This window comes from Niabella ginsenosidivorans (assembly GCF_001654455.1).
In the GTDB taxonomy this organism is placed as follows: domain Bacteria; phylum Bacteroidota; class Bacteroidia; order Chitinophagales; family Chitinophagaceae; genus Niabella; species Niabella ginsenosidivorans.
On the sequence record NZ_CP015772.1, the window covers coordinates 782774 to 802131 of the forward strand.

Genomic DNA, 19358 nt, shown 5'->3' on the forward strand with positions numbered 1-19358 from the left:
TCTCCAGGATTGGCGCTTAATTTGTTTTGATCTTAACAATATCCCCGTTCTTATTTCTTGAACTAGTTCAAGAGAGATAATGTGGCGAGTAAATAACTTGCATGAAAAATTATGAATAATCAAATACTGGGCCTGCATCATATTACTGCGATCGCCGGTAATGCAAAAAGGAACCTGGATTTCTATACCAGGGTGTTGGGCATGCGCCTGGTCAAAAAAACGGTGAATTTTGACGATCCGGGCACCTACCACTTTTATTTTGGTAATGAAACTGGTACGCCTGGGACATTGCTGACATTTTTTCCCTGGGAGAACGCAGGACCGGGATCACCTGGCGACGGTATGGCTACACATATTGGTTATGCTGTTCCTGTCAGCAGCCTTGGATTTTGGAAGAAGCGGCTGAAAGAATATGGTACTCATTTTGAAGAAGCAGAGGTCTTTGGTGAAAAGCTGATTGAGTTTAAAGATCCGGATGGCCTTCAATTACAATTTATAGAACCGGGCAAACCGGATCCCAGGACAGCATGGCTGGTAAACGGTATTGATGAAAGTACGGCCTTAAAGGGGTTTCATAACGTGACGTTGACACTTCGAAGATCAGATGCCACTGCAAGGGTTTTGACAGATATTCTCGGGTATCAGCTAATGCAGCAGGAGGCGAACCGCTACCGGTTTGTAACAGCTGCCATTGATACGGCCGGTATAGTAGATATTATCGAAGACGCGAATGCTCCTTACGGTCGCAGTGCTGTGGGAACGAATCATCATATCGCATTCAGGGTAAAGAATGAGGATGTTCTAATGGAATACCGTGAAAAAGTAGTTGCCGCCGGCTTAAACATCACTCCAAAGATTGACCGGGACTACTTCTTTTCACTATATTTCCGGGAACCGGGTGGGGTGCTCTTCGAAATAGCAACTGATAATCCCGGATTTACCCGGGACGAACCGCTGGAGGCATTGGGAACCCGGTTAAAGCTGCCAAAGCAGTATGAGCTGATGCGCGCAGAGATTGAGCGGGCGCTGCCGGATTTATAGAACGTGCACCGCCGGATTCTATCAGTAAATTTGAAAAAGGAGAGCGCGTTCAGTTCAGCGCTGTTTATAGTAAGATTTACAAAATGATTCATCTGTTAAATATCAGGCCTGCCGGCGCCTACCTTGAAAAAGCGAAGAAGTGCAGATCCGGCTTCACGGCCAGGGGCTGTTGCCACAGATGTACTTGGAGTAGCACCGTTCCTGAATGTAAAGCGGTATACGCTGCTGAATGCGGCGGTTATAGAAAAAGTATATAAGGGTGTGGCGCACGCGACCATTACGGATGAGATTGAACAACCCAAAAATCATTTTTAAGTAAGATTATGAAAATAACCCGGATTTATTCTGACGAGCAGGGGCATTCATATTTTGAAGATGTGGAAATTCCTTTGGAATACCAGGGAGCGATCGGCTCGCTTTCGGAGAGATTCCCCGTAAAGATATTACAGTTTAGAAAAGTTCCTGCGGATTATGATTATACCTTTCATTGTGCACCGCAGCGGCAGTACATTGTATTATTAGACGGCGGAGTAGAAATAGAAACATCGTTGGGTGAAAAAAGACGGTTCCATACCGGTGAAATTTTGTTGGTGGAAGATACGGAAGGCCGGGGACATAAAACCAGGAATCTTGAAAACAGGGAAAGGACTTCTTTGTTTATTCACCTGGATTAAAACCGGTGGATTATTGCTGACAGCAAAAGTACTTGGTTAAGGCACGGAAAGCTGCTCTTACTATCGGGAGTATCATTTCTGTTATATGAACCGTTTTGTTTCCCGGAATACAGGCATATGCAATCTTGAAAACTTCCGGTTTCATTAATGAGGTTATTCCTGATCATAAAGATGCGTTATTTCATTAATTCAAGGCTGGCAATCAGATGCTGATTCATGGTTTAAATGTATAGTTATGAAAAATAAACAATTCCTGTTTGTCAGAAATGGAATACTGGCATTAGTATTAGCAGCTTTTACAACAGTTGGTTTTGCACAGCAACCCACCACTGCAACAACTACGGCAACCGGCACTTCTAAAACCTGGGGTACCGTTGACGGCGTAAAACTGACTGGATGGGTTCAGGGGCCTGCTGCTGCAGCTGCCGATTTACAGATTGCCTGTGTGTTTGAATATACCGAAGGTGATATTTTCAATTCGCCACCGGCCTTACCCCCAGCCTTAAACGGATTGATACATTTGGACAGGGCCTTGAAAGGGCAATTAACCAAAATCAGGAAAAGCGGAAAATTTGACGGGCATTATCTGGAAACGTTTTACCTCAATCTTTCCAAAGGAACCATTGCCGGAAGAAAATTATTGTTGATTGGTTTAGGAAACCGAAGCAATTTTAATGAAGATATTATGATAGCCGTCGGCAAAGTAGCTACAAGAGAAGCCTTGAAGTTGGGTGTAAAAAATTTTGCATTTGCCAGCGATATTAAAGATGCCGGAATTGACTCCAAAACAGCTGTCGTTGCGGGAAATGTTGCTAGAGGTGTTATCAACGAATACAAAGCACAGAACCTGTTGAAATCACAGGGGCTTACCAAATTCAAGCCTTTGAAAGAAGTGTTCCTGTTGGCTGGCCCGTCCTTTTTTGAAGTAGCCGGTGCCGGTATTTCTGAGGCAATAACAGAGGCAGATAAAATGGTTAATTAACCCGGATACTGTTTAAATAAAATCTATCTTATAATTTAAATTTTTTAAAATGAGCAGCATTAAACCCATCAGAGATCCCAAAACAGACCATTTGATCTCACCTGAAAATTCGGCGCTTATCCTTATTGACTACCAGCCTTTACAGGTAAACTCGGTAAGGTCTATGGATCACGTGGAATTGGTAAAGAATATAGTAACCGTTTCTAAACTGGCCAAAGGATTTAATATTCCCATTATTCTTACTACGGTGAATGTAGAAAGCGGTATCAATAAACCTACTATCAAACACATCAAAGAGATTTTGCCGGATATTAAAGAAATAGACAGAACCACGGTAAATTCCTGGGAAGACAAAGAATTTCAGGATGCCGTAAAAGCATTGGGCAAAAAGAAATTGGTTATTTGTGCATTGTGGACAGAAGTATGTTTATGCTTTCCTGCTTTAGACCTTATTAAAGAAGGATATGAGGTTTATACCCTTGTAGATGCAGTTGGCGGCACTTCTGCCATTGCTCACGAAACGGCATTACGCAGAATGGAACAGGCTGGAGTACAGCTGTCTTCAGTAACACAATATGCATGCGAACTGCAAAGAGACTGGAATCGACTGAATACCAAACCCGTATTCTTTGACGCGTTAATGGAAAACGGATCTTTCTTTGTAGAAACCCTGCGTTGGTAATATTGCTGCTGTATTTTGATGTCTGTGGTTGCAGCGGGCCTGATAAGTGAAGATTGTTATCGGTTCGCCTGATCCGGAGCATCTTTATTTTATAGGGTCTTTTATTGAACCAGTTCAATAAAAGGGCCTGTATGCACTGTTTTTTTTATGAAAAGCGATCTTATTTCGTCATTCTATTTACCTTGGTACAAGAAGTACTGTATAGTACGGTTAGAGAGCAAGGCTGGGGTGTCTACCTCAGCCAGTAGGAGAAATAATATTTAATTTTAATATTCTTACGCGTATGAAATGTTTTGAGGCCTTTGTTTTTGAGAAATGGAACTTTTTATTAAATTGAGCCATACAACAGTGGCCGCCCTTTTCAAAATTAATCACCCTGGTTTTCTGTTCAGAACATCATAACAGACCTCTTCTTATCGCAATGTTTAAATGCTATGTTTAAGAACATCATCAAAAATGCGAGTAAATGGATTCACCTCGACAGTGATGAAAAAGAGCTGTTCATCAATTTTTTGCAGCCGGCTTTTGTGCCCAAAAAAACGGTACTGTTGCGGGAAGGTGAGATTTGCAATTTTGAAGCGTATATTCAAAGAGGATGCGTGCGCACTTATTATGTGGATCAATATAAAACCGAAGTTACACTGCAGTTTGCGGTAGAAGATTGGTGGGTGAGTGACATTGCGTCCTTTCATGAGCATCGCCCGTCCAAAATGTTTATTGAAACGATCGAGGACTGCACCTTATATATGTTATCTCCCAAATCGAAAGAGGAGTTGCTTCGGCAAATACCGAAATTTGAAAGGGTATTCCGGATGCTCGTACAACGGAACCTGTCTACCTATCAGTTTCGCCTGTTCAATATGGCAACACAGGATACGGTGGATAGATACCTGAATTTTATCAGTCTCTATCCGACCATACCTGAGCGGGTACCTCAATATCATATTGCCTCTTACCTGGGTGTTTCACCTGAGATGGTCAGTAAAGCAAGAAAAAAAATTGCCAAGAGACGAACAGGAAGATCTCAGTAATTACCGGTTATTCGTCTATGAGCACTTTTACTACCTTTGAGTAGGACCGGGTACCTTCTTTATCTACCTGAACGATTCTTATGTATTGACGCTCGCCCTGCCTGGCACTGATATCCTTAGTGCCCTTATTACAGGCAGCCAGCGTAATGATATACAACGCAAACAGCCATTGTGGCAAAGATGTTTTTCTGCCGGATCTTGAGAAGCCGGTTAACAGAACCGCCATCAGAACGGAGGCTGTAAGTATCACATCGTATGGCTTGTTGTACGAATAGGACAGGGGGGTATCTGAGGAGCCGTCAATGGCTTTGGACGGAACACTTGCCAGCCATTGAAATTGCCTTCCATCCCCGGAAGTTTCGATTTCAAAGTGATCGTTATTTTTTTCAGTGAGGGTCGTCCATGATACCTGTAGCTGGTTATTGCGGACGAGTCCCCGGATCACGCCAAAGGATACCGGTAAAGCAATATCACAGGAGGCTGGTGGTGCTGTTCCGGGTGTGCCCCCACCGATATTGCCTCCTGCACCTGTGCTGTTGATATTATAAACAATGTTGCCGGCTCCGGCACTGATCAATGCATTGCCGTCACCGATCAGCACGTCTCTGATTTCAATATAGCCGCTCCCGTCCAGCGGCGGCGCTTCTGATTGCACATTGAATGTATCTGAAATGATGGCGCCACAATCCAGGATAATTCCTGGTTCATGGAACATGATCATGCCGGAGGCTTCAACAGTTCCGGCAATGGTCGAATTGGCGTGATGGAAATGCAGGTCCCCGGTAACTGTTACCAGGCTTCCCGCATCCATAAACAGGCTTCCGCCATTGAGGTTCACAAAACCACTCGCAACGATTTTGGCGTCTTTTTCAAGATGCAGCGTGGAACCGTTGGTTGCAACGATGTTATTATTATATCCTTTCGGTAAATTAGAGGTGGCACCTTCTCTGAGTGTTACATTTACATCCGACACGTTCAGTAAACTGTTTACAGTTAAGACAGAATATTTTCCGAGATCTCTCGGCCCGTTGAAGGCTACATGATCAGAAGCATTAATCGTAAATCTGGCACTGTCGCCAAGGGTAAGGTATCCCCCATAAACGAGTTCTACCGCGTTAAGGCCATTGAGGGTCAGCGTTCCGTTCACCAGCAGGGCATAACCGGTCATATTGGATTGTGTGGATGTGATCGTTACGGTTTCACCTTTTGGAATGGTAAGTGTAACACCATATCCCCATCCCTGGGCTGTGTAATCTCCTGAATAAAGGGTCCTGTCCGAACTGATGTATCCCAGATCAGTCTGCGGGAAACAATTAACCGGACCGATAAAGCAAAACAGCAAGGTCAGGTATGCGAGGCAGGCGCGGGGCTGAGGTAGATCGTTCTGCATGGCTATAGCGTTTAAAGAGGATGATTGATGATGTAAACCTAACAAAAAGGCGGAAGATATATTTGTGTATGGCCATAGGTATCCTTTTTATTGAAATAGTTCAATAAATTTCCATTTGAAGATTGTTTTTCCTTAAAAACTGGGTGTAATTGAAAGTAGTGTTTAATTTGGTTCCCGAAAGTAGTATAGGACTTAGAGACTTTAGGGCCGGGGTGTCTACCCCGGCCACATTTTTGAATGAAGAGCTATGTGGTTTTACTGATCCTGCTGGTGGCGGAGCGCCTGGGCATACTTAACCAGTTCTTTCTCCTTTTTCAGCGCAGATCCTTTAAGGGCTTTAAGTAGCTGCCACCTGTCTTTGTTTTTTTGTAAGACCAGTACTTCGTTTCTGGCGTTAGAAATGACGCACAGATCCGGTTCGTTATCCGAACTATAGAAAGCAAAATGATATTCGGTGTTGCCTATTTCTTTATCAGCAGTGATTTCTTCAGCCGGTTGTTCCTCTGTATCTTTTGTAACTTTTTCTTTTTCCGGCTTTAACCGTACCCCGGTTCTTTTAGGAGCATGCAACTTAACTGAATCCGGATCATAATCCGGCACCATCAGACTGATCGTCCTGGTCAGATCTCTGCCCAAAACATCTTCTTCCTTCGCATATTTGTCTTTAAATTTCTGAAGCACTGTTCCCGCGGAAGTTTGTTTGATAATAAACCGGCCTTTAAGCCGCTTCCCATTAAGAATGAATGAGAAAGACTTTTTCTTTACCCCCTCTTTCAGCTTTTTTTCAGTATCAGCCTTGTCATCGTCTTTGTTTACAGTATAAGTGCCTTTATCGTAAATGTTGGGTATTTGTTTCGGTATGATCGCTTTCAGCCGGGTAACCTTACGTGCAAACCGGTTATCCTGCGTTGGCGGGTAGTTGCCCGACCAGATATAATAAACAGTGCCGGCTTCCAGGCAGATACAGAACTCCTTTGGATTGGGTTGGTAAACAATAAACTGTGCCTGGTCTTTCTTTGACCGGGTCTTACTTTTAGGAGCCATCCTGCTGTAATGCAAGAACTATTCCATCCCTGTACATCCGGGCTTTTGGTAAGGAACCTGTAAGCATCTTCAATTAAAGATGGCTTCTTGCACAGTATTTGCAGCCATTAACAAGCCCGGCATGACAAAAAAGAAAGACTGATTTTCAAAACAATAACACATCTGTCATTGGCAGGCATTAAAGCGTTGGGGAATGACCGGCATAAAACAAAACAATAGCGTATTTAACCTTAAACAAACGGTAAACCATGCCAGAGCTACCCGATCTTCAGGCTTTTAGCCGCAATCTGACCAGGTCATTAAAAGGTAAAATTGTAGAAAATATTACCCTTACCGTTGACCGGAGAACTAATGTGTCTGAAAAAGACTTAAAAGCAGCCCTTAGTGGTAAAAAATTAAAGCAGGTTGAACGAATCGGAAAACAACTATGCTGGGATTTCGGCAAGAACGCCCGGCTTTGCATGCATCTGATGTTGCATGGAAAGCTTGTTTTAATGAAAGACAATGAAGACCCGCCCAAAAATAGAATCGCCTCACTCAAATTTGACGACCAGACATTATATCTTACCGATTTTCAAAAGGCGGCTCACCTGATCCTGAATCCGCCCGAATCCGGGGCTGTAGACGCTCTGTCCGCACAAATTACCGGAAACTGGCTCGCCGGGCAACTGAAAGGCAGCCGCGCAAAGATTAAGGCTGTTTTGATGGACCAGCACATGATCGCAGGTATTGGTAATGCCTATGCAGATGAGATCCTGTGGGAGGCGGGGATTGCCCCGCAGTCCATTGCAGGGAAGATTCCCCCGGCGGCGGTTAACAAACTGGCTAAATCAATTGGTAAAGTGCTCAGGGATGCAGAAAAGCAAATCCTGAAGTCAACTCCTGATATAATTGCCGGAGAAATACGCGATTTTTTAAAAATTCACAATGCTAAAAAGGATAAAAGCCCTGGTGGCAGCAAGATTCTTAATACAACCCTGGGTGGCAGAACTACTTATTACACAGAAGAGCAGATCCTGTATAAGTAGCCCGGTCTTTTTTTCCACCAATGCTGTTTTATCCGGTACCTGTTAACATAAGCTGTTTTATCCTTTGCGAATGCTGGCGCGAACCGGTCTTTCTTTTGTTTTAACAGATTGACAATGTTGAGCGGAACTTCAGGACTGGTTTTTGTGCCTGTATGAATAGAGATATTTTCTATAATTGTTGAACCACAAAAAATAAATTTATGAAAAAAAGAATTGCCATCCTTGCCACGCATGGCTTTGAAGAAAGTGAACTGAAATCGCCTAAAGAACATCTGGAACAACAGGGCTGGGAAGCTTTGATCATCAGTCCCGAAGCCGGTACCATCAAAGCATGGGCGGAAAAGAATTGGGGAAAAGAATACCCGGTAGATCAAACGGTTGGCGAAGCTGATGCCTCCGGGTTTGATGCCCTGGTATTGCCCGGAGGAGTTATGAACCCGGATAAATTACGCACCAACGAAGAGGCGCTGGACTTTATCCGCGACTTTTTTGATCAGCAAAAACCTGTAGCTGCTATTTGTCATGGTCCGCAGCTACTGATCAATGCAGGTGTGGTGGACGGCCGGAGAATGACATCTGTGGCCGCGATCCGCGTAGATCTGGTCAACGCTGGTGCTGATTGGGTAGATGAGGAAGTTGTGGTTGACAATGGCCTGGTAACCAGCCGCACGCCGAAAGATTTACCTGCGTTTAATAAAAAAATTGTAGAGGAGATCCAGGAGGGCATACACGCAGGTCAGGCCTCATAAAGCCGGCAAAGAACCTCCGGGTTATCCGGCTCAGGACTGAAGGGGCCAGAAAACCATTGATTTTAAGGCGGGCTACAGCTCGCCTTTTTAGCAGTTATGTCCTAATGGAATGCTATAAATCCTTTCTGTACTTACTTCTTTTGAAATAGTGATTCCGGCTGGTTACACTTTATACATCCTGTTGGCGGAATTGATATACTCCAGCGGGTCAAATGTTTTGTCGAATGATTCCTGTAATTCCTTCATCTTGATCTCAAGATCCTTGATCCGGCTTCCCAGCTGAGGATCTGCCCTGTATTTGTCAAAAAGGTCTTTGTATTTCAGCAGGTTCTGGCTGATGCGGAAAGTGACCTGCCCAAAGCGTTGTTTTAAAGACTGCACATCGTTCATCTGGATATATGCAGTCTGGCGCCAGTCTTTGGGGTTTTTGATTTTTTCATTGGCTACGAACTGCGCGGCAGCGTCCCTTAACTTGGTCAGGTACTGGTATCTTTTATCAGCATCATTCTCTTTTGAAAAATTACTTTCAAAGTCAGCCTGTGCCACTTTTATAATTGCCAGGTTTTCTTTCAGAGATTTTTCATATTTGCCCTGCAGGTCTTTCAATTCTGTGGTAATGGATTCCCACTCATTCTCGATCTGGTTATTGTCATAATTGAACTGGCTTATCTTCATAGTAAGCGTAAGCATTTCCTGGCTTTGCTCCTTTAATGCCTTTTCTTTTTTACCGATATTATCAATATAGGTAGTCATGCTGGTGAACAGGGCCGAGGTAATAGGTCCTGTAACGGGCACGCCTTTACTAAAACCGCTTGCAAAGTTGAGGAGGTTATTGGTTACATTTAAAACCGGGCTTTCTGCTTTTTTTTCTTTTACAAAAGCCGTAAAGGAATTGTACCATTTGGTAAAACCGTCATAATTCATCGGGTTTCCTGTTTCGCTCAGAGAATTAAAAAACGCCTTGGTGGAATTAAACAACATAAGAGGTTTGATTTCCCGGTCCATTGAAACAAGGTTGACCATTGCAGACTGGTAATTGGCCTGGAAGATGTTCAGCTCATTTTGTTCAATAGCCTTTTGCTTTTCTTCAACCGCCTGTACACGCTGTACCAGTTTATCCGCCTTTTCCCTGACGTCTTTCGACTCATTGATCGATTTGTCCAGAGCAGACATCCGCTGATCCAGTTGGGTAACCGTGGAATCGAATGATTTTGTTTTCAGCGCAAAATTCTTCTGGATATCGTCCAGCACTTTGTCTTTTAATGATTGGACCTGTACGGTTTGCGTATCCTGCGCCTGTATTGCCATCATTGAGCACAGCATTCCCGTCAAAAAAAACAATTGTTTCATCTGTATAATTAAGATTTTTTTGAAAGACCTCAGTTGTAACCGGTTCCTGATCCTCATAAAAGGATCTGCCCATAAAAACACAAATAACCCGCCAGTTTTAGGTGTTTTTAAGAAAAAATAATCAAAATAAACCAGGCTGATCTGAAAATCAATCGTTTATATAAAGGTAGGAAAAAAGCAGCATTTTGTTAAGACAGTAATGACTGTCTTAATATAAATTCCATTTGCCGGTTGTTTTCTTCCAGCTTTTCGGCAATTTCCTTTTTGGTCTTATTGAGGGTATACAGTTCCAGCCCCTCCAGAATGGTTTGTCTCAGCTGGTCTTCCTGCCAGGGCTTTTGGATGTATTTGAACACCTGCCCTTTATTGATGGCATCAATGACTGCCGCTATATCTGCATAGCCTGTCAGCAGCATTCTTACAGGTTCAGGATGGTCTTTAATAATGGATTCCAGAAATTCAATGCCTGTAGTTTCAGGCATCCGCTGATCTGTAATGATTAGATGAATTTCCTGTTCATTTAAAATCTTCAGGCCTTCTGCTACATTCGTAGCTGTAAAGACTTTGAAGTCTCTTCTGAAACAGGCTTTAAAGGAATTCAGATTATGAATTTCGTCATCAACATACAAAACATTGTAATATTGAAGAGTTTTTGACATAAATGTAATTGGAATTAATATTTCAGTAAGTTTGTAAGAAACAAAGTCAAAAATACTCATTATTTATGAGAAAAGATGCAACTGCTGATAATTTCGAAAACATAACGGCAATTCAATCATTACAGCACCCCTATCGCCCGGTTTTTTTGAGACTGGAGAACCCGGATGATAAAAACACCTATGATTTTATAAAAGAAAATATGGCGGGGGTTGAAGTTATAGATACTATTTTACGGCAGCTTAAGGAATTAATAAAAATAAGGAACGCCGGTATCCGGACAGAAGAAGCGCTCAACCGGTTATTAAAAGAGCAGTCAGAGCAGCTCATTCTGGAAGAATATGGTGTATGGGTTTTTTATCCCTGGTCAAAAAAATTAGTTCATTTACTTGATAAAGAAGATTTTATAGAGGTCCGAACCAACCGGAACCTGTATAAAATTACCCCGGAAGAGCGGCAGGTGCTGCGATCAAAGACCATCGGGGTTATTGGTTTGTCTGTTGGGCAGTCAGTGGCCTTTATGCTGGCATTGGAAAGGGTATGCGGGGCATTGCGGCTGGCCGATTTTGATACGATAGATCTAAGCAATATGAACAGGCTTGCCGTTGGTGTACAGGATATTGGTGTTAATAAAGCCATTCTGGCCGCCCGTAAAATAGCAGAGCTGGATCCTTATATTGACATAACTTGCTATACGGATGGGCTAACAGACGGGAATATAGATGATTTTTTTACAGGAGGTCAGCGGCTGGATCTGCTGGTTGAGGAATGCGATAGCCTGCCGGTCAAGATCAAAAGCAGGATAAAGGCCCGCAGCCTGAAGATTCCGGTAATAATGGATACGAATGATAAGGGGCTGCTGGATGTAGAGCGGTTTGATCTTGAGCCTGACCGCCCGGTTTTGCATGGCAGAATGAAATTGTTTGAAGGGCTGACCGATGAAGCCGCGGTTGCAAAACTGGATCAGTTAACGCCCCGGGAGCGTTTTGACACAACCATTGATATTGTGGGAGCAGAAAATATTTCAGAAAGAATGAAGCAATCATTAAAAGAGATTGGCATTAGCATTACGGGCTGGCCGCAATTAGGGTCTGCCGTTGGCCTTGGAGGCGCCATGGTAACGGATGTCAGCAGAAGGATCCTGTTGGGACAATACAACGCATCCGGCCGCTATCATGTTGATTTTTATGACCTGATAAATTAGTTTCCCATTGATAAGCAAGATACAGATAAGAGTGTTCAGGGCCGTTGATGATCCGGAAGCCTGTGAAAAATTCATTTACGGGCATCGCAAGATACTGGAAATCTATTATGGTATTATTAAGATCACTTCCGACAATAACGCCTGGGTAAAAGACCCGAATACCGTGGTGATCGTTGCGGAAGACCCGGAAACAAAAAAAGTTTATGGAGGCGCAAGAGTGCAGGTATTTGATGGCCAGACACCCTTACCTATAGACAGCGCGGTGAGCAAGTATGATCAGTCGGTAACCGATTATATACAGAATGAATATAAGAGAGGAGGCACCTGCGAACTGTGCGGGGTTTGGAATTCAAAAGAGATTGCCGGCATGGGTGTAGGCAGCCATATACTTACCAAAGTGGCTGTTGCCATAACCAGCCAGCTGCATGTAAAAAGCATATTTGTGCTTTGTGCCCCCGGCACAGTAAGGATTGCTAAAAAGCATGGATTTGAGGTTGTTACTTTTTTAGGGAATAACGGGTTATTCTATTATCCGAAAGATGATTTTGTTGCTACCGTAATGGAATTTAAAGATGTTTTTGATTTTCAGAATGTTCAGGAACCCGAATTGAGCAAGATCCTTCTGCTGAGAAATAACCCTGATATTGTTGTAAATGAAGCTGGGCCAAAAGGAACCTTTGAGGTCATCTATCTTATGAATGTAGCTAACTGGGAAAAACTACCTGCAAAATAATCAAAAAAATAAACAGAGGTAAAAGTGGCGGGCAGCACATATCATAGACATCTATTTCTATTATGTCTTTATCTCATTGCCCTGGCTGGAAAGCTGTCAGCGCAGATAGCGCCAGGGCCGGATACTTCGGGAATTACTACCGTTTGGGATTTTGAGGTGTTTGAAGACAAAACCAATAGCTACCAGATTGACCAGGTTATAAACTCCGGCGGGTTGTTTAGGAAAAGCAACGGGAACAGCCTTCCGGTAGCCAATGCAACCTTCTGGCTTAAGATCAGATTAAAGAATTACCTGAAGCCCTGGCCGCTTTTTTTACAGGTGGAGAATCCATCGCTGCAGCGTGTATTTTTTTATTCAGCAGTACAGGGGCGCGTCATTGATTCCATACACATGGGCAGGGAGTACCAGACAAAATATACGGTGGATGAGTTTGTAAATTTTACCTATAAGATCCCTTTTCCTGCCACTGATGCTACGGTGGTTTATATTAAGATCAAATCGGTATCCCAGATGCAGATCCCGATCCTGATCGGGTCAAAGGACCGCTTTTATGAAAAGGAAAACCTGGCCAGTCTTTTTTTCGGGATCTATGCGGGCATTTTTGCAATAATGGTTTTATATCATGTGGTCATCAGCTTCAGTGTAAAAGATAAAAGCTATGTTTATTATGTATTTTTTATTTTCTTTGTCGGGCTTACGCAGGTTGTTCTAAAAGGATACGGGGCTGTTTATTTATGGCCTGATAACCGGTTTATATTAATGAACAGCACTGCGTTGAGTGGCTTTCTGTCCGGGGTTGCCACACTTGTCTTTACCCAGAATTTTTTGCATACCCGGCTCAATACGCCGCGGGGGCATAAAATCATAAACGGGATCATTGTATGCTTCGTTATTGCAATGGGCATTTACTTTTTAGGAAATGAGTACCTGGCCTTTAATATCATTAATTTTCTTGCGCTTTCCGGTTCTATTATTGTGCTCATAATAGGGATGGCCGCTTATAAGAATAAAGTGCCTACCTCTTTTTATTTTTTGCTTGCTTTTTCTATTTTTTTAGGGGCTGTAGTGATCTATGTGCTGCGGTCGAACGGGTTTGTTGCTTATAACCTGCTAACGGCTAATATTCTTGAGATCGGTTCTTCTATTGAAATTGTGCTGCTTTCCCTGGCACTGGCAGATAAAATCAATATTTACCGGAAAAACCAGGAAATAGCCCGGAAAGAGGCGTTGCGGGTATCAACGGAAAATGAACGGTTGATCAAAGAGCAGAATATTATTCTTGAAAAAGAGGTCCGGAGCAGAACAGAAGAGCTGCAGTATGCCAATGAGGAGCTGCAGGAAGCCATGAACCAGATAAAGAACACCCAGGCAAAGCTGGTTGAAACGGAGAAAATGGCGTCGCTGGGCCAGCTTACGGCCGGTATTGCGCATGAGATCAATAATCCTATTAACTTTGTTACGTCTAACATCCGCCCCCTGGAGGCGGATGTGGCAGACCTGACTGAGGTCATTAAAATGTACGAAGGGCTTGATCTTTCTAAAGACATCAAGCCGCAGATCGATCAGATTGAGCAATTCAAAAAAGATATCGACCTGAATTACCTGAACGAAGAGATTACTACTCTTTTATCAGGCATAAAAGAAGGGGCCAGCCGCACCTCCGAAATTGTAAGAGGGCTCAGGAGTTTTGCCCGTGTTGATGAGGCCAACTGGAAACATGTAAACATCAATGATGGCCTTGAGTCAACCATTCTGCTGGTTAAAAATTCATTCCCTAAAAACTTTGAGTTGATCAAACAACTGGGGGATATACCCAAGATTGAATGCGCCGCAGGCAGTATCAATCAGGTGTTTATGAATATTATAACGAACGCGGTTCAGGCAATTAAAGAGGAACAGCAAAAAAGCAATAAAACCGGCCGCCTTGAAGTTACAACAGCTGTAGAGGATGCATTTGTGGTCATAAAGATCAGAGATAATGGCCCGGGCATGCCAGAGGAAGTGAAAAGCAAGATCTTTGATCCGTTTTTTACTACCAAGGATGTGGGAGAGGGAACCGGTCTTGGTCTGTCGATTGTACAGGGGATCATTGAAAAACATAATGGCTTCATTGAAGTAGTAACCGGGTTAGGAGAAGGAACTACCTTTATAATCGGGCTGCCGGTCCGTTAAATCAGTTTGGTTATGTCAGCAATTAATGTGCTTTATGTTGATGATGAACAGCAGAACCTGAATTCGTTCATGGCTGCGTTCAGAAGAAAATGCAGGGTTTTTTTGGCCACCTCTGTATTGGCCGCCTTTGAAATCCTGCAGAAGGAAGAGATCCATGTACTGATCTCTGACCAGCGCATGCCTGAAATAACCGGTGTTGAATTTTTAAAACAGGCAAAAGAAAAATATCCGGATATTCCCCGTATCCTCTTAACAGGCTATACAGATATTGAGGTTTTGGCGGATGCTGTTAACCAGGGCGATATTTACCGTTATATTACAAAACCCTGGAATGAACTGGAACTGCTGAATGGTATTCTGAATGCATATGATCAATACAGGGCGGGCAAAGCATTAAAAGAAAAAGTAGAAGAGCTGCAAAAGACCAATGACGGGCTCAACCGGTTTGTATACAGTATATCTCATGAGCTAAGGGCTCCGATAGCCTCGGCAAAAGGCATAATGGACCTGGTGAAGATGGAAGGCTTTTACGAGGAATCGGACGGGTACTGGAAACTGATGAATGCCTGCATACAAAAGCTGGACTATTATGTGACCCAGACGGTACAGTTTTATAAGACGCTCCGGTTTAACGTGAGTTATGAACAGATCCGGTTTAAAGAAATGGTCAACACGCTGATCAGCCTGTACCGCACCTCGGCTAATGCAAAAGACATCCATTTTAACATAGCCATAAATGAGCAGCAACCGTTTTGGGGAGATGCTTTCAGGCTGGAAATTATCATTGCCAACCTTTTATCCAATGCCATCAAATGCCAGCGTGCAGATGAGCCGGATAAATGGGTTGAAGTGAGCATTACTACCACCCCGCAGGAGGCTTTGATCACTGTTGCAGATAATGGTATTGGAATAGCCGGAGAAGATCTTGGAAGGATCTTTGATCAGTTCTTCAAAGGTGCAAATCTGGATGGCCTGGGTCTTGGTTTGTATATTCTCAAGGAATCGCTGGATAAGCTAAACGGCACTATTGATGTGCAGTCTGGCCTGGGTAAAGGAAGCGTTTTTAAAGTAACGGTTCCTAATAAAGAGTCTGCTATGAATACCTGAAATAATGCGGCCTGTTCCGTTCATTTACAATTCTAAAAATTGAATCTTATGAAATTGCATTTTATTCCATTTATTGCTATCTTAATCATTACATCCTGTAATATGCCAAACAGTTCTACCAACCAGCCAGGCACAGCCGATACGGACAACCCTCTATTAAAAGAAAGTACATTGCCTTATCAGACGATCCCTTTTGATAAGATCAAAGAAAAGGATTTTGTTCCTGCTTTTGAGCAGGGAATGAAGGAAGAAATGATGGCCATAGATAGTATTGCCAATAACCCCGAGGCTCCTACATTTGAGAACACCTTTGTAGCGCTGGAAAAATCAGGGCAGCTATTGCACAGGGCCAGCCATGCATTTAATGCACTGACAAGCGCCAATACCAACGACCAGTTGCAAAAGATACAGGAGGAAATGGCGCCAAGGCTTTCTGCTCATTCTGATTCCATTTTTATGAATGCAAGGCTGTTCCATAGGGTGGATACCCTTTATAAGCAACTGGATCAGCTGTCGCTTGACCCTGAATCAAAACGGCTGATAACGTACTACCACCAGCAGTTTATGATGAGCGGCGCCGCGCTTCCGGATTCAAGCAAGGACAAGCTCAGGAAATTAAATGAAGAAGAAGCCACTTTAAGCACCCGGTTCAGCAATCAGCTACTGGCAGCCGCCAAACAGGGCGCGCTGGTGGTTGATTCCAAAGACCAGCTTGCAGGGCTCACTGATGCAGAAACAGAAGCGGCAGCAGAAGCCGGGAAAACAGGCGGGCATGAAGGAAAATACGTGCTTCCCCTGACGAATACAACACAGCAGCCCGCATTGCAATCCCTTAAAAACAGGGAGGTACGCAGCCGCCTTTTTGAAGCTTCCTGGACAAGAGCTGAAAAAGGCGATTCCAATGATACCCGTAAAAATATCCTGCGCATTGCACAGATCCGTAAGGAAAAAGCGCTGCTTTTGGGGTTTCCCAATTATGCTGCCTGGAAATTACAGGACCAGATGGCAAAGACACCTGCTGCGGTAACTGCTTTTTTAAACAAACTGGTGCCCCCTGCTCTTGCAAAAGCAGCTTCCGAAGCGCAGGATATCAAAACAATGAAATTACAGGAAAAAGACACAACAGCATTAGAACCTTACGATTGGGATTTTTACGCGGAGAAAGTGCGCAAGGCAAAATATGACCTGGATGAAGCACAGGTAAAACCTTATTTTGTACTGGATAGTGTTCTGAAAAATGGTGTTTTCTTTGCCGCTAACCAGTTGTATGGGATCACTTTTAAAGAGCGTACGGATATTCCGGTTTACCAGGAAGATGTAAAGGTGTATGAAGTGTTTGACAAAGACGGTACCCCGATGGCCTTGTTTTATACTGATTATTTCAAACGGGATAATAAAAGCGGTGGCGCCTGGATGGATAATTTGGTAACACAATCGAAGCTGCTGAACACCAAACCGGTCATTGTAAATGTTTGCAACTTTCCAAAACCTGTAAAGGGGCAACCGGCACTGCTGAGTTTTGATGATGTTACCACCATGTTCCATGAATTTGGTCATGCTTTGCACGGGCTGTTTGCCAGCCAGAAGTATCCTTCTTTATCCGGTACCAGTGTGTCAAGAGATTTTGTGGAAATGCCGTCCCAGTTCAATGAGCACTGGGCGCTGGATTCAGCGGTGCTTAAAAATTATGCAAAAGATTATAAGACCGGGAAACCAATTCCCCAGGAACTGGTAGATAAAATTAAAAATGCCGCTACGTTTAACCAGGGCTATGCCATGACAGAGCTGCTGGCTGCTGCAGAACTGGATATGCAATGGCATTTGCTGGGCGCCAGGGACAGCACGGTAGCGGATGCAGATGCCTTTGAGCAAAAAGCCCTTGAGAAAACAGGTACGGCTGTTTCTTATGTACCGCCGAGATACCGGTCTTCTTATTTCCTGCATATCTGGGCTAACGGCTATTCCGCCGGGTATTATGCGTACAGCTGGGCTGAAATGCTGGATCATGATGCTTTTGCATGGTTTAAAGAGAACGGGGGGCTCAAAAGGGAAAACGGTCAGCGTTTCAGGGATATGATCTTATCAAAAGGTAACTCAGAAGACCTTGCAACCCTTTACAGGGCATTCAGAGGCAAAGAGCCAAGTATTACCCCGTTGCTGGAGAACAGGGGGCTGATTCCACCGAAGAAATAAAGGTTTACAACCGGTTTTTTCATGGAAGAGTGGTTTCCGCTACCTTTGTTTTCTTTCAAATTTTTAGTTATGTCAGTGAAAGCCGATTTGTTCCAAAGCCCGGATTATTTTAAAGTAGATGAGCTTTTAACAGAGGAGCATCTGATGATCCGTGATGCGGTGCGCTCCTATGTAAAAAAAGAAATCAGCCCCATTATTGAAAAGTATGCCCAGGAAGCCACGTTCCCGGAGCATATTGTAAAGCAACTGGGGGCATTGGGCTGCTTTGGGCCAACGGTTCCTGTGGCATACGGTGGCGGCGGCTTAGACTATATCAGCTACGGGCTGATGATGCAGGAGCTGGAAAGGGGCGACAGTGGCATTCGTTCCACGGCATCTGTACAGGGCTCGCTGGTCATGTTTCCCATTTACGCTTACGGCAGTGAAGAACAAAAACAAAAATACCTTCCCAGGCTTGCCAGTGGCGAATGGCTGGGCTGCTTTGGTTTAACAGAGCCGGATCATGGCAGTGACCCGTCCAGTATGGTAACGCATTTTGAGGAAGACGGGGATCATGTTATTTTAAATGGGGCTAAAATGTGGATCAGTAATGCGCCCTTCTCCCAGGTCGCAGTAGTATGGGCAAAAAATGAGGAGGGTGTGGTGCAGGGCCTGATCGTAGAACGTGGAATGGAGGGATTTTCAACACCCACCACACACGGTAAATGGAGCCTGAGGGCTTCTGCAACCGGGGAGCTGGTTTTTGATAACGTACGCGTTCCCAAACAAAACATCCTGCCAGGTGTTAAAGGAATGAAAGGCCCGTTAAGCTGTCTGAATAAGGCGCGTTATGGAATTGCATGGGGGGTGGTTGGCGCTGCTATGGATTGCTATGATACTGCATTGCGGTATGCAAAAGAACGGACTCAGTTTGGGAAGCCCATTGCAGGATTTCAGCTGCAGCAGAAAAAGCTGGCAGAGATGATCACGGAAATTACCAAGGCGCAGCTGTTGAACTGGCGGCTGGGTGTGTTGATGAATGAAGGAAAAGCTACCCCGCAGCAGGTAAGCATGGCTAAAAGAAATTCCTGTTATATTGCCACGCAAATTTGCAGGGATGCGCGTCAGATGCTGGGCGGAATGGGCATTACAGGAGAGTATCCGGTAATGCGGCATATGATGAACCTGGAAAGTGTGATCACTTATGAAGGTACTCATGATGTGCACCTGCTGATAACCGGCATGGATGTTACCGGGATCAATGCTTTTAAATAAGGAATAAGAAATGAGCAATAAGAGGTGAAATGAATTATAGCGCAGACAGGGAAAGGAGGAATCAGCA

Annotated in this window: 18 protein-coding genes; 14 read left to right on the plus strand and 4 right to left on the minus strand. The window is 43.9% G+C overall.

Annotated elements, in window-relative coordinates; translation table 11 throughout:
* Positions 1 to 111: 111 nt before the first annotated feature.
* The 6 genes from A8C56_RS03375 (at position 112) to A8C56_RS03400 (ending at position 4410) form a co-directional block, all read left to right on the plus strand.
* Positions 112 to 1041: a ring-cleaving dioxygenase gene (locus tag A8C56_RS03375; protein ID WP_067752061.1), complete on the plus strand. Its 930-nt coding sequence runs from the start codon at positions 112 to 114 to the stop codon at positions 1039 to 1041.
* A gap of 123 nt (positions 1042 to 1164) precedes the next feature.
* Positions 1165 to 1356 (plus strand): hypothetical protein, encoded by a 192-nt coding sequence (locus A8C56_RS03380; protein WP_067752063.1) that lies wholly within the window; start codon positions 1165 to 1167, stop codon positions 1354 to 1356.
* 8 nt (positions 1357 to 1364) lie between these two features.
* Positions 1365 to 1715 carry a cupin domain-containing protein gene (locus A8C56_RS03385; protein WP_067752065.1) on the plus strand — a complete coding sequence of 117 codons (351 nt, stop codon included), beginning with the start codon at positions 1365 to 1367 and terminating at the stop codon, positions 1713 to 1715.
* A 235-nt stretch (positions 1716 to 1950) separates the two neighbouring features.
* Positions 1951 to 2697, plus strand: coding sequence for a M17 family peptidase N-terminal domain-containing protein (locus A8C56_RS03390; RefSeq protein WP_067752067.1), 747 nt, complete (start codon positions 1951 to 1953; stop codon positions 2695 to 2697).
* 49 nt (positions 2698 to 2746) lie between these two features.
* Entirely contained in the window at positions 2747 to 3379 is a 633-nt protein-coding gene (locus A8C56_RS03395; RefSeq protein WP_067752069.1) for a hydrolase, read from the plus strand.
* Positions 3380 to 3813: 434 nt separating this feature from the next.
* Positions 3814 to 4410: a Crp/Fnr family transcriptional regulator gene (locus A8C56_RS03400; RefSeq protein WP_067752071.1), complete on the plus strand. Its 597-nt coding sequence runs from the start codon at positions 3814 to 3816 to the stop codon at positions 4408 to 4410.
* 7 nt (positions 4411 to 4417) lie between these two features.
* On the opposite strand, the gene A8C56_RS03405 is transcribed toward A8C56_RS03400, so the two are convergent.
* Both A8C56_RS03405 and A8C56_RS03410 read right to left on the minus strand, forming a co-directional pair.
* The gene (locus A8C56_RS03405) at positions 4418 to 5800 is read right to left on the minus strand and encodes a hypothetical protein (protein WP_157097866.1); all 1383 of its coding nucleotides are present in this window, start codon (positions 5798 to 5800) and stop codon (positions 4418 to 4420) included.
* 255 nt (positions 5801 to 6055) lie between these two features.
* Positions 6056 to 6844 carry a hypothetical protein gene (locus A8C56_RS03410; RefSeq protein ID WP_067752076.1) on the minus strand — a complete coding sequence of 263 codons (789 nt, stop codon included), beginning with the start codon at positions 6842 to 6844 and terminating at the stop codon, positions 6056 to 6058.
* A gap of 248 nt (positions 6845 to 7092) precedes the next feature.
* Here A8C56_RS03410 and A8C56_RS03415 point away from each other — a divergent pair, with 248 nt between their 5' ends.
* Together A8C56_RS03415 and A8C56_RS03425 are read left to right on the plus strand one after the other, a co-directional pair.
* Complete coding sequence (locus A8C56_RS03415; RefSeq protein ID WP_067752078.1) at positions 7093 to 7872, plus strand: Fpg/Nei family DNA glycosylase; 780 nt, start codon at positions 7093 to 7095, stop codon at positions 7870 to 7872.
* Between the two features lie 200 nt (positions 7873 to 8072).
* Positions 8073 to 8621, plus strand: coding sequence for a type 1 glutamine amidotransferase domain-containing protein (locus tag A8C56_RS03425; RefSeq protein WP_067752087.1), 549 nt, complete (start codon positions 8073 to 8075; stop codon positions 8619 to 8621).
* 162 nt (positions 8622 to 8783) lie between these two features.
* Here A8C56_RS03425 and A8C56_RS03430 read toward each other — a convergent pair whose 3' ends face one another.
* Together A8C56_RS03430 and A8C56_RS03435 are read right to left on the minus strand one after the other, a co-directional pair.
* Positions 8784 to 9971 carry a hypothetical protein gene (locus A8C56_RS03430; RefSeq protein WP_067761539.1) on the minus strand — a complete coding sequence of 396 codons (1188 nt, stop codon included), beginning with the start codon at positions 9969 to 9971 and terminating at the stop codon, positions 8784 to 8786.
* A gap of 188 nt (positions 9972 to 10159) precedes the next feature.
* The gene (locus tag A8C56_RS03435; RefSeq protein WP_067761541.1) at positions 10160 to 10630 is read right to left on the minus strand and encodes a response regulator; all 471 of its coding nucleotides are present in this window, start codon (positions 10628 to 10630) and stop codon (positions 10160 to 10162) included.
* Between the two features lie 65 nt (positions 10631 to 10695).
* Here A8C56_RS03435 and A8C56_RS03440 point away from each other — a divergent pair, with 65 nt between their 5' ends.
* From A8C56_RS03440 to A8C56_RS03465, 6 genes are all read left to right on the plus strand, one after another.
* Positions 10696 to 11832, plus strand: a complete 1137-nt coding sequence (locus tag A8C56_RS03440; RefSeq protein WP_067752090.1) for a ThiF family adenylyltransferase — start codon at positions 10696 to 10698, stop codon at positions 11830 to 11832.
* A 7-nt stretch (positions 11833 to 11839) separates the two neighbouring features.
* On the plus strand, positions 11840 to 12565 hold the full coding sequence (locus A8C56_RS03445) for a GNAT family N-acetyltransferase (protein WP_084489986.1): 726 nt from the start codon (positions 11840 to 11842) through the stop codon (positions 12563 to 12565).
* A gap of 24 nt (positions 12566 to 12589) precedes the next feature.
* A complete protein-coding gene (locus tag A8C56_RS03450) occupies positions 12590 to 14737 on the plus strand; it encodes a sensor histidine kinase (protein ID WP_067752092.1) in 2148 nt (715 codons plus the stop codon).
* 12 nt (positions 14738 to 14749) lie between these two features.
* Complete coding sequence (locus tag A8C56_RS03455) at positions 14750 to 15844, plus strand: hybrid sensor histidine kinase/response regulator (RefSeq protein ID WP_067752095.1); 1095 nt, start codon at positions 14750 to 14752, stop codon at positions 15842 to 15844.
* 48 nt (positions 15845 to 15892) lie between these two features.
* Positions 15893 to 18037 (plus strand): peptidyl-dipeptidase Dcp, encoded by a 2145-nt coding sequence (dcp, locus tag A8C56_RS03460; protein ID WP_067752098.1) that lies wholly within the window; start codon positions 15893 to 15895, stop codon positions 18035 to 18037.
* A gap of 69 nt (positions 18038 to 18106) precedes the next feature.
* A complete protein-coding gene (locus A8C56_RS03465) occupies positions 18107 to 19291 on the plus strand; it encodes an acyl-CoA dehydrogenase family protein (RefSeq protein WP_084490390.1) in 1185 nt (394 codons plus the stop codon).
* Positions 19292 to 19358: the final 67 nt, after the last annotated feature.

Bases quoted from the DNA above. Each gene is read 5' to 3' on its own strand.
- A8C56_RS03375 (WP_067752061.1), top strand. From the start codon at position 112: ATGAATAATCAAATACTGGGCCTGCATCATATTACTGCGATCGCCGGT.
- A8C56_RS03385 (WP_067752065.1), top strand. From the start codon at position 1,365: ATGAAAATAACCCGGATTTATTCTGACGAGCAGGGGCATTCATATTTT.
- A8C56_RS03390 (WP_067752067.1), top strand. From the start codon at position 1,951: ATGAAAAATAAACAATTCCTGTTTGTCAGAAATGGAATACTGGCATTA.
- A8C56_RS03395 (WP_067752069.1), top strand. From the start codon at position 2,747: ATGAGCAGCATTAAACCCATCAGAGATCCCAAAACAGACCATTTGATC.
- A8C56_RS03400 (WP_067752071.1), top strand. From the start codon at position 3,814: ATGTTTAAGAACATCATCAAAAATGCGAGTAAATGGATTCACCTCGAC.
- A8C56_RS03405 (WP_157097866.1), bottom strand. From the start codon at position 5,800: ATGCAGAACGATCTACCTCAGCCCCGCGCCTGCCTCGCATACCTGACC.
- A8C56_RS03410 (WP_067752076.1), bottom strand. From the start codon at position 6,844: ATGGCTCCTAAAAGTAAGACCCGGTCAAAGAAAGACCAGGCACAGTTT.
- A8C56_RS03415 (WP_067752078.1), top strand. From the start codon at position 7,093: ATGCCAGAGCTACCCGATCTTCAGGCTTTTAGCCGCAATCTGACCAGG.
- A8C56_RS03425 (WP_067752087.1), top strand. From the start codon at position 8,073: ATGAAAAAAAGAATTGCCATCCTTGCCACGCATGGCTTTGAAGAAAGT.
- A8C56_RS03430 (WP_067761539.1), bottom strand. From the start codon at position 9,971: ATGAAACAATTGTTTTTTTTGACGGGAATGCTGTGCTCAATGATGGCA.
- A8C56_RS03435 (WP_067761541.1), bottom strand. From the start codon at position 10,630: ATGTCAAAAACTCTTCAATATTACAATGTTTTGTATGTTGATGACGAA.
- A8C56_RS03440 (WP_067752090.1), top strand. From the start codon at position 10,696: ATGAGAAAAGATGCAACTGCTGATAATTTCGAAAACATAACGGCAATT.
- A8C56_RS03455 (WP_067752095.1), top strand. From the start codon at position 14,750: ATGTCAGCAATTAATGTGCTTTATGTTGATGATGAACAGCAGAACCTG.
- dcp (WP_067752098.1), top strand. From the start codon at position 15,893: ATGAAATTGCATTTTATTCCATTTATTGCTATCTTAATCATTACATCC.
- A8C56_RS03465 (WP_084490390.1), top strand. From the start codon at position 18,107: ATGTCAGTGAAAGCCGATTTGTTCCAAAGCCCGGATTATTTTAAAGTA.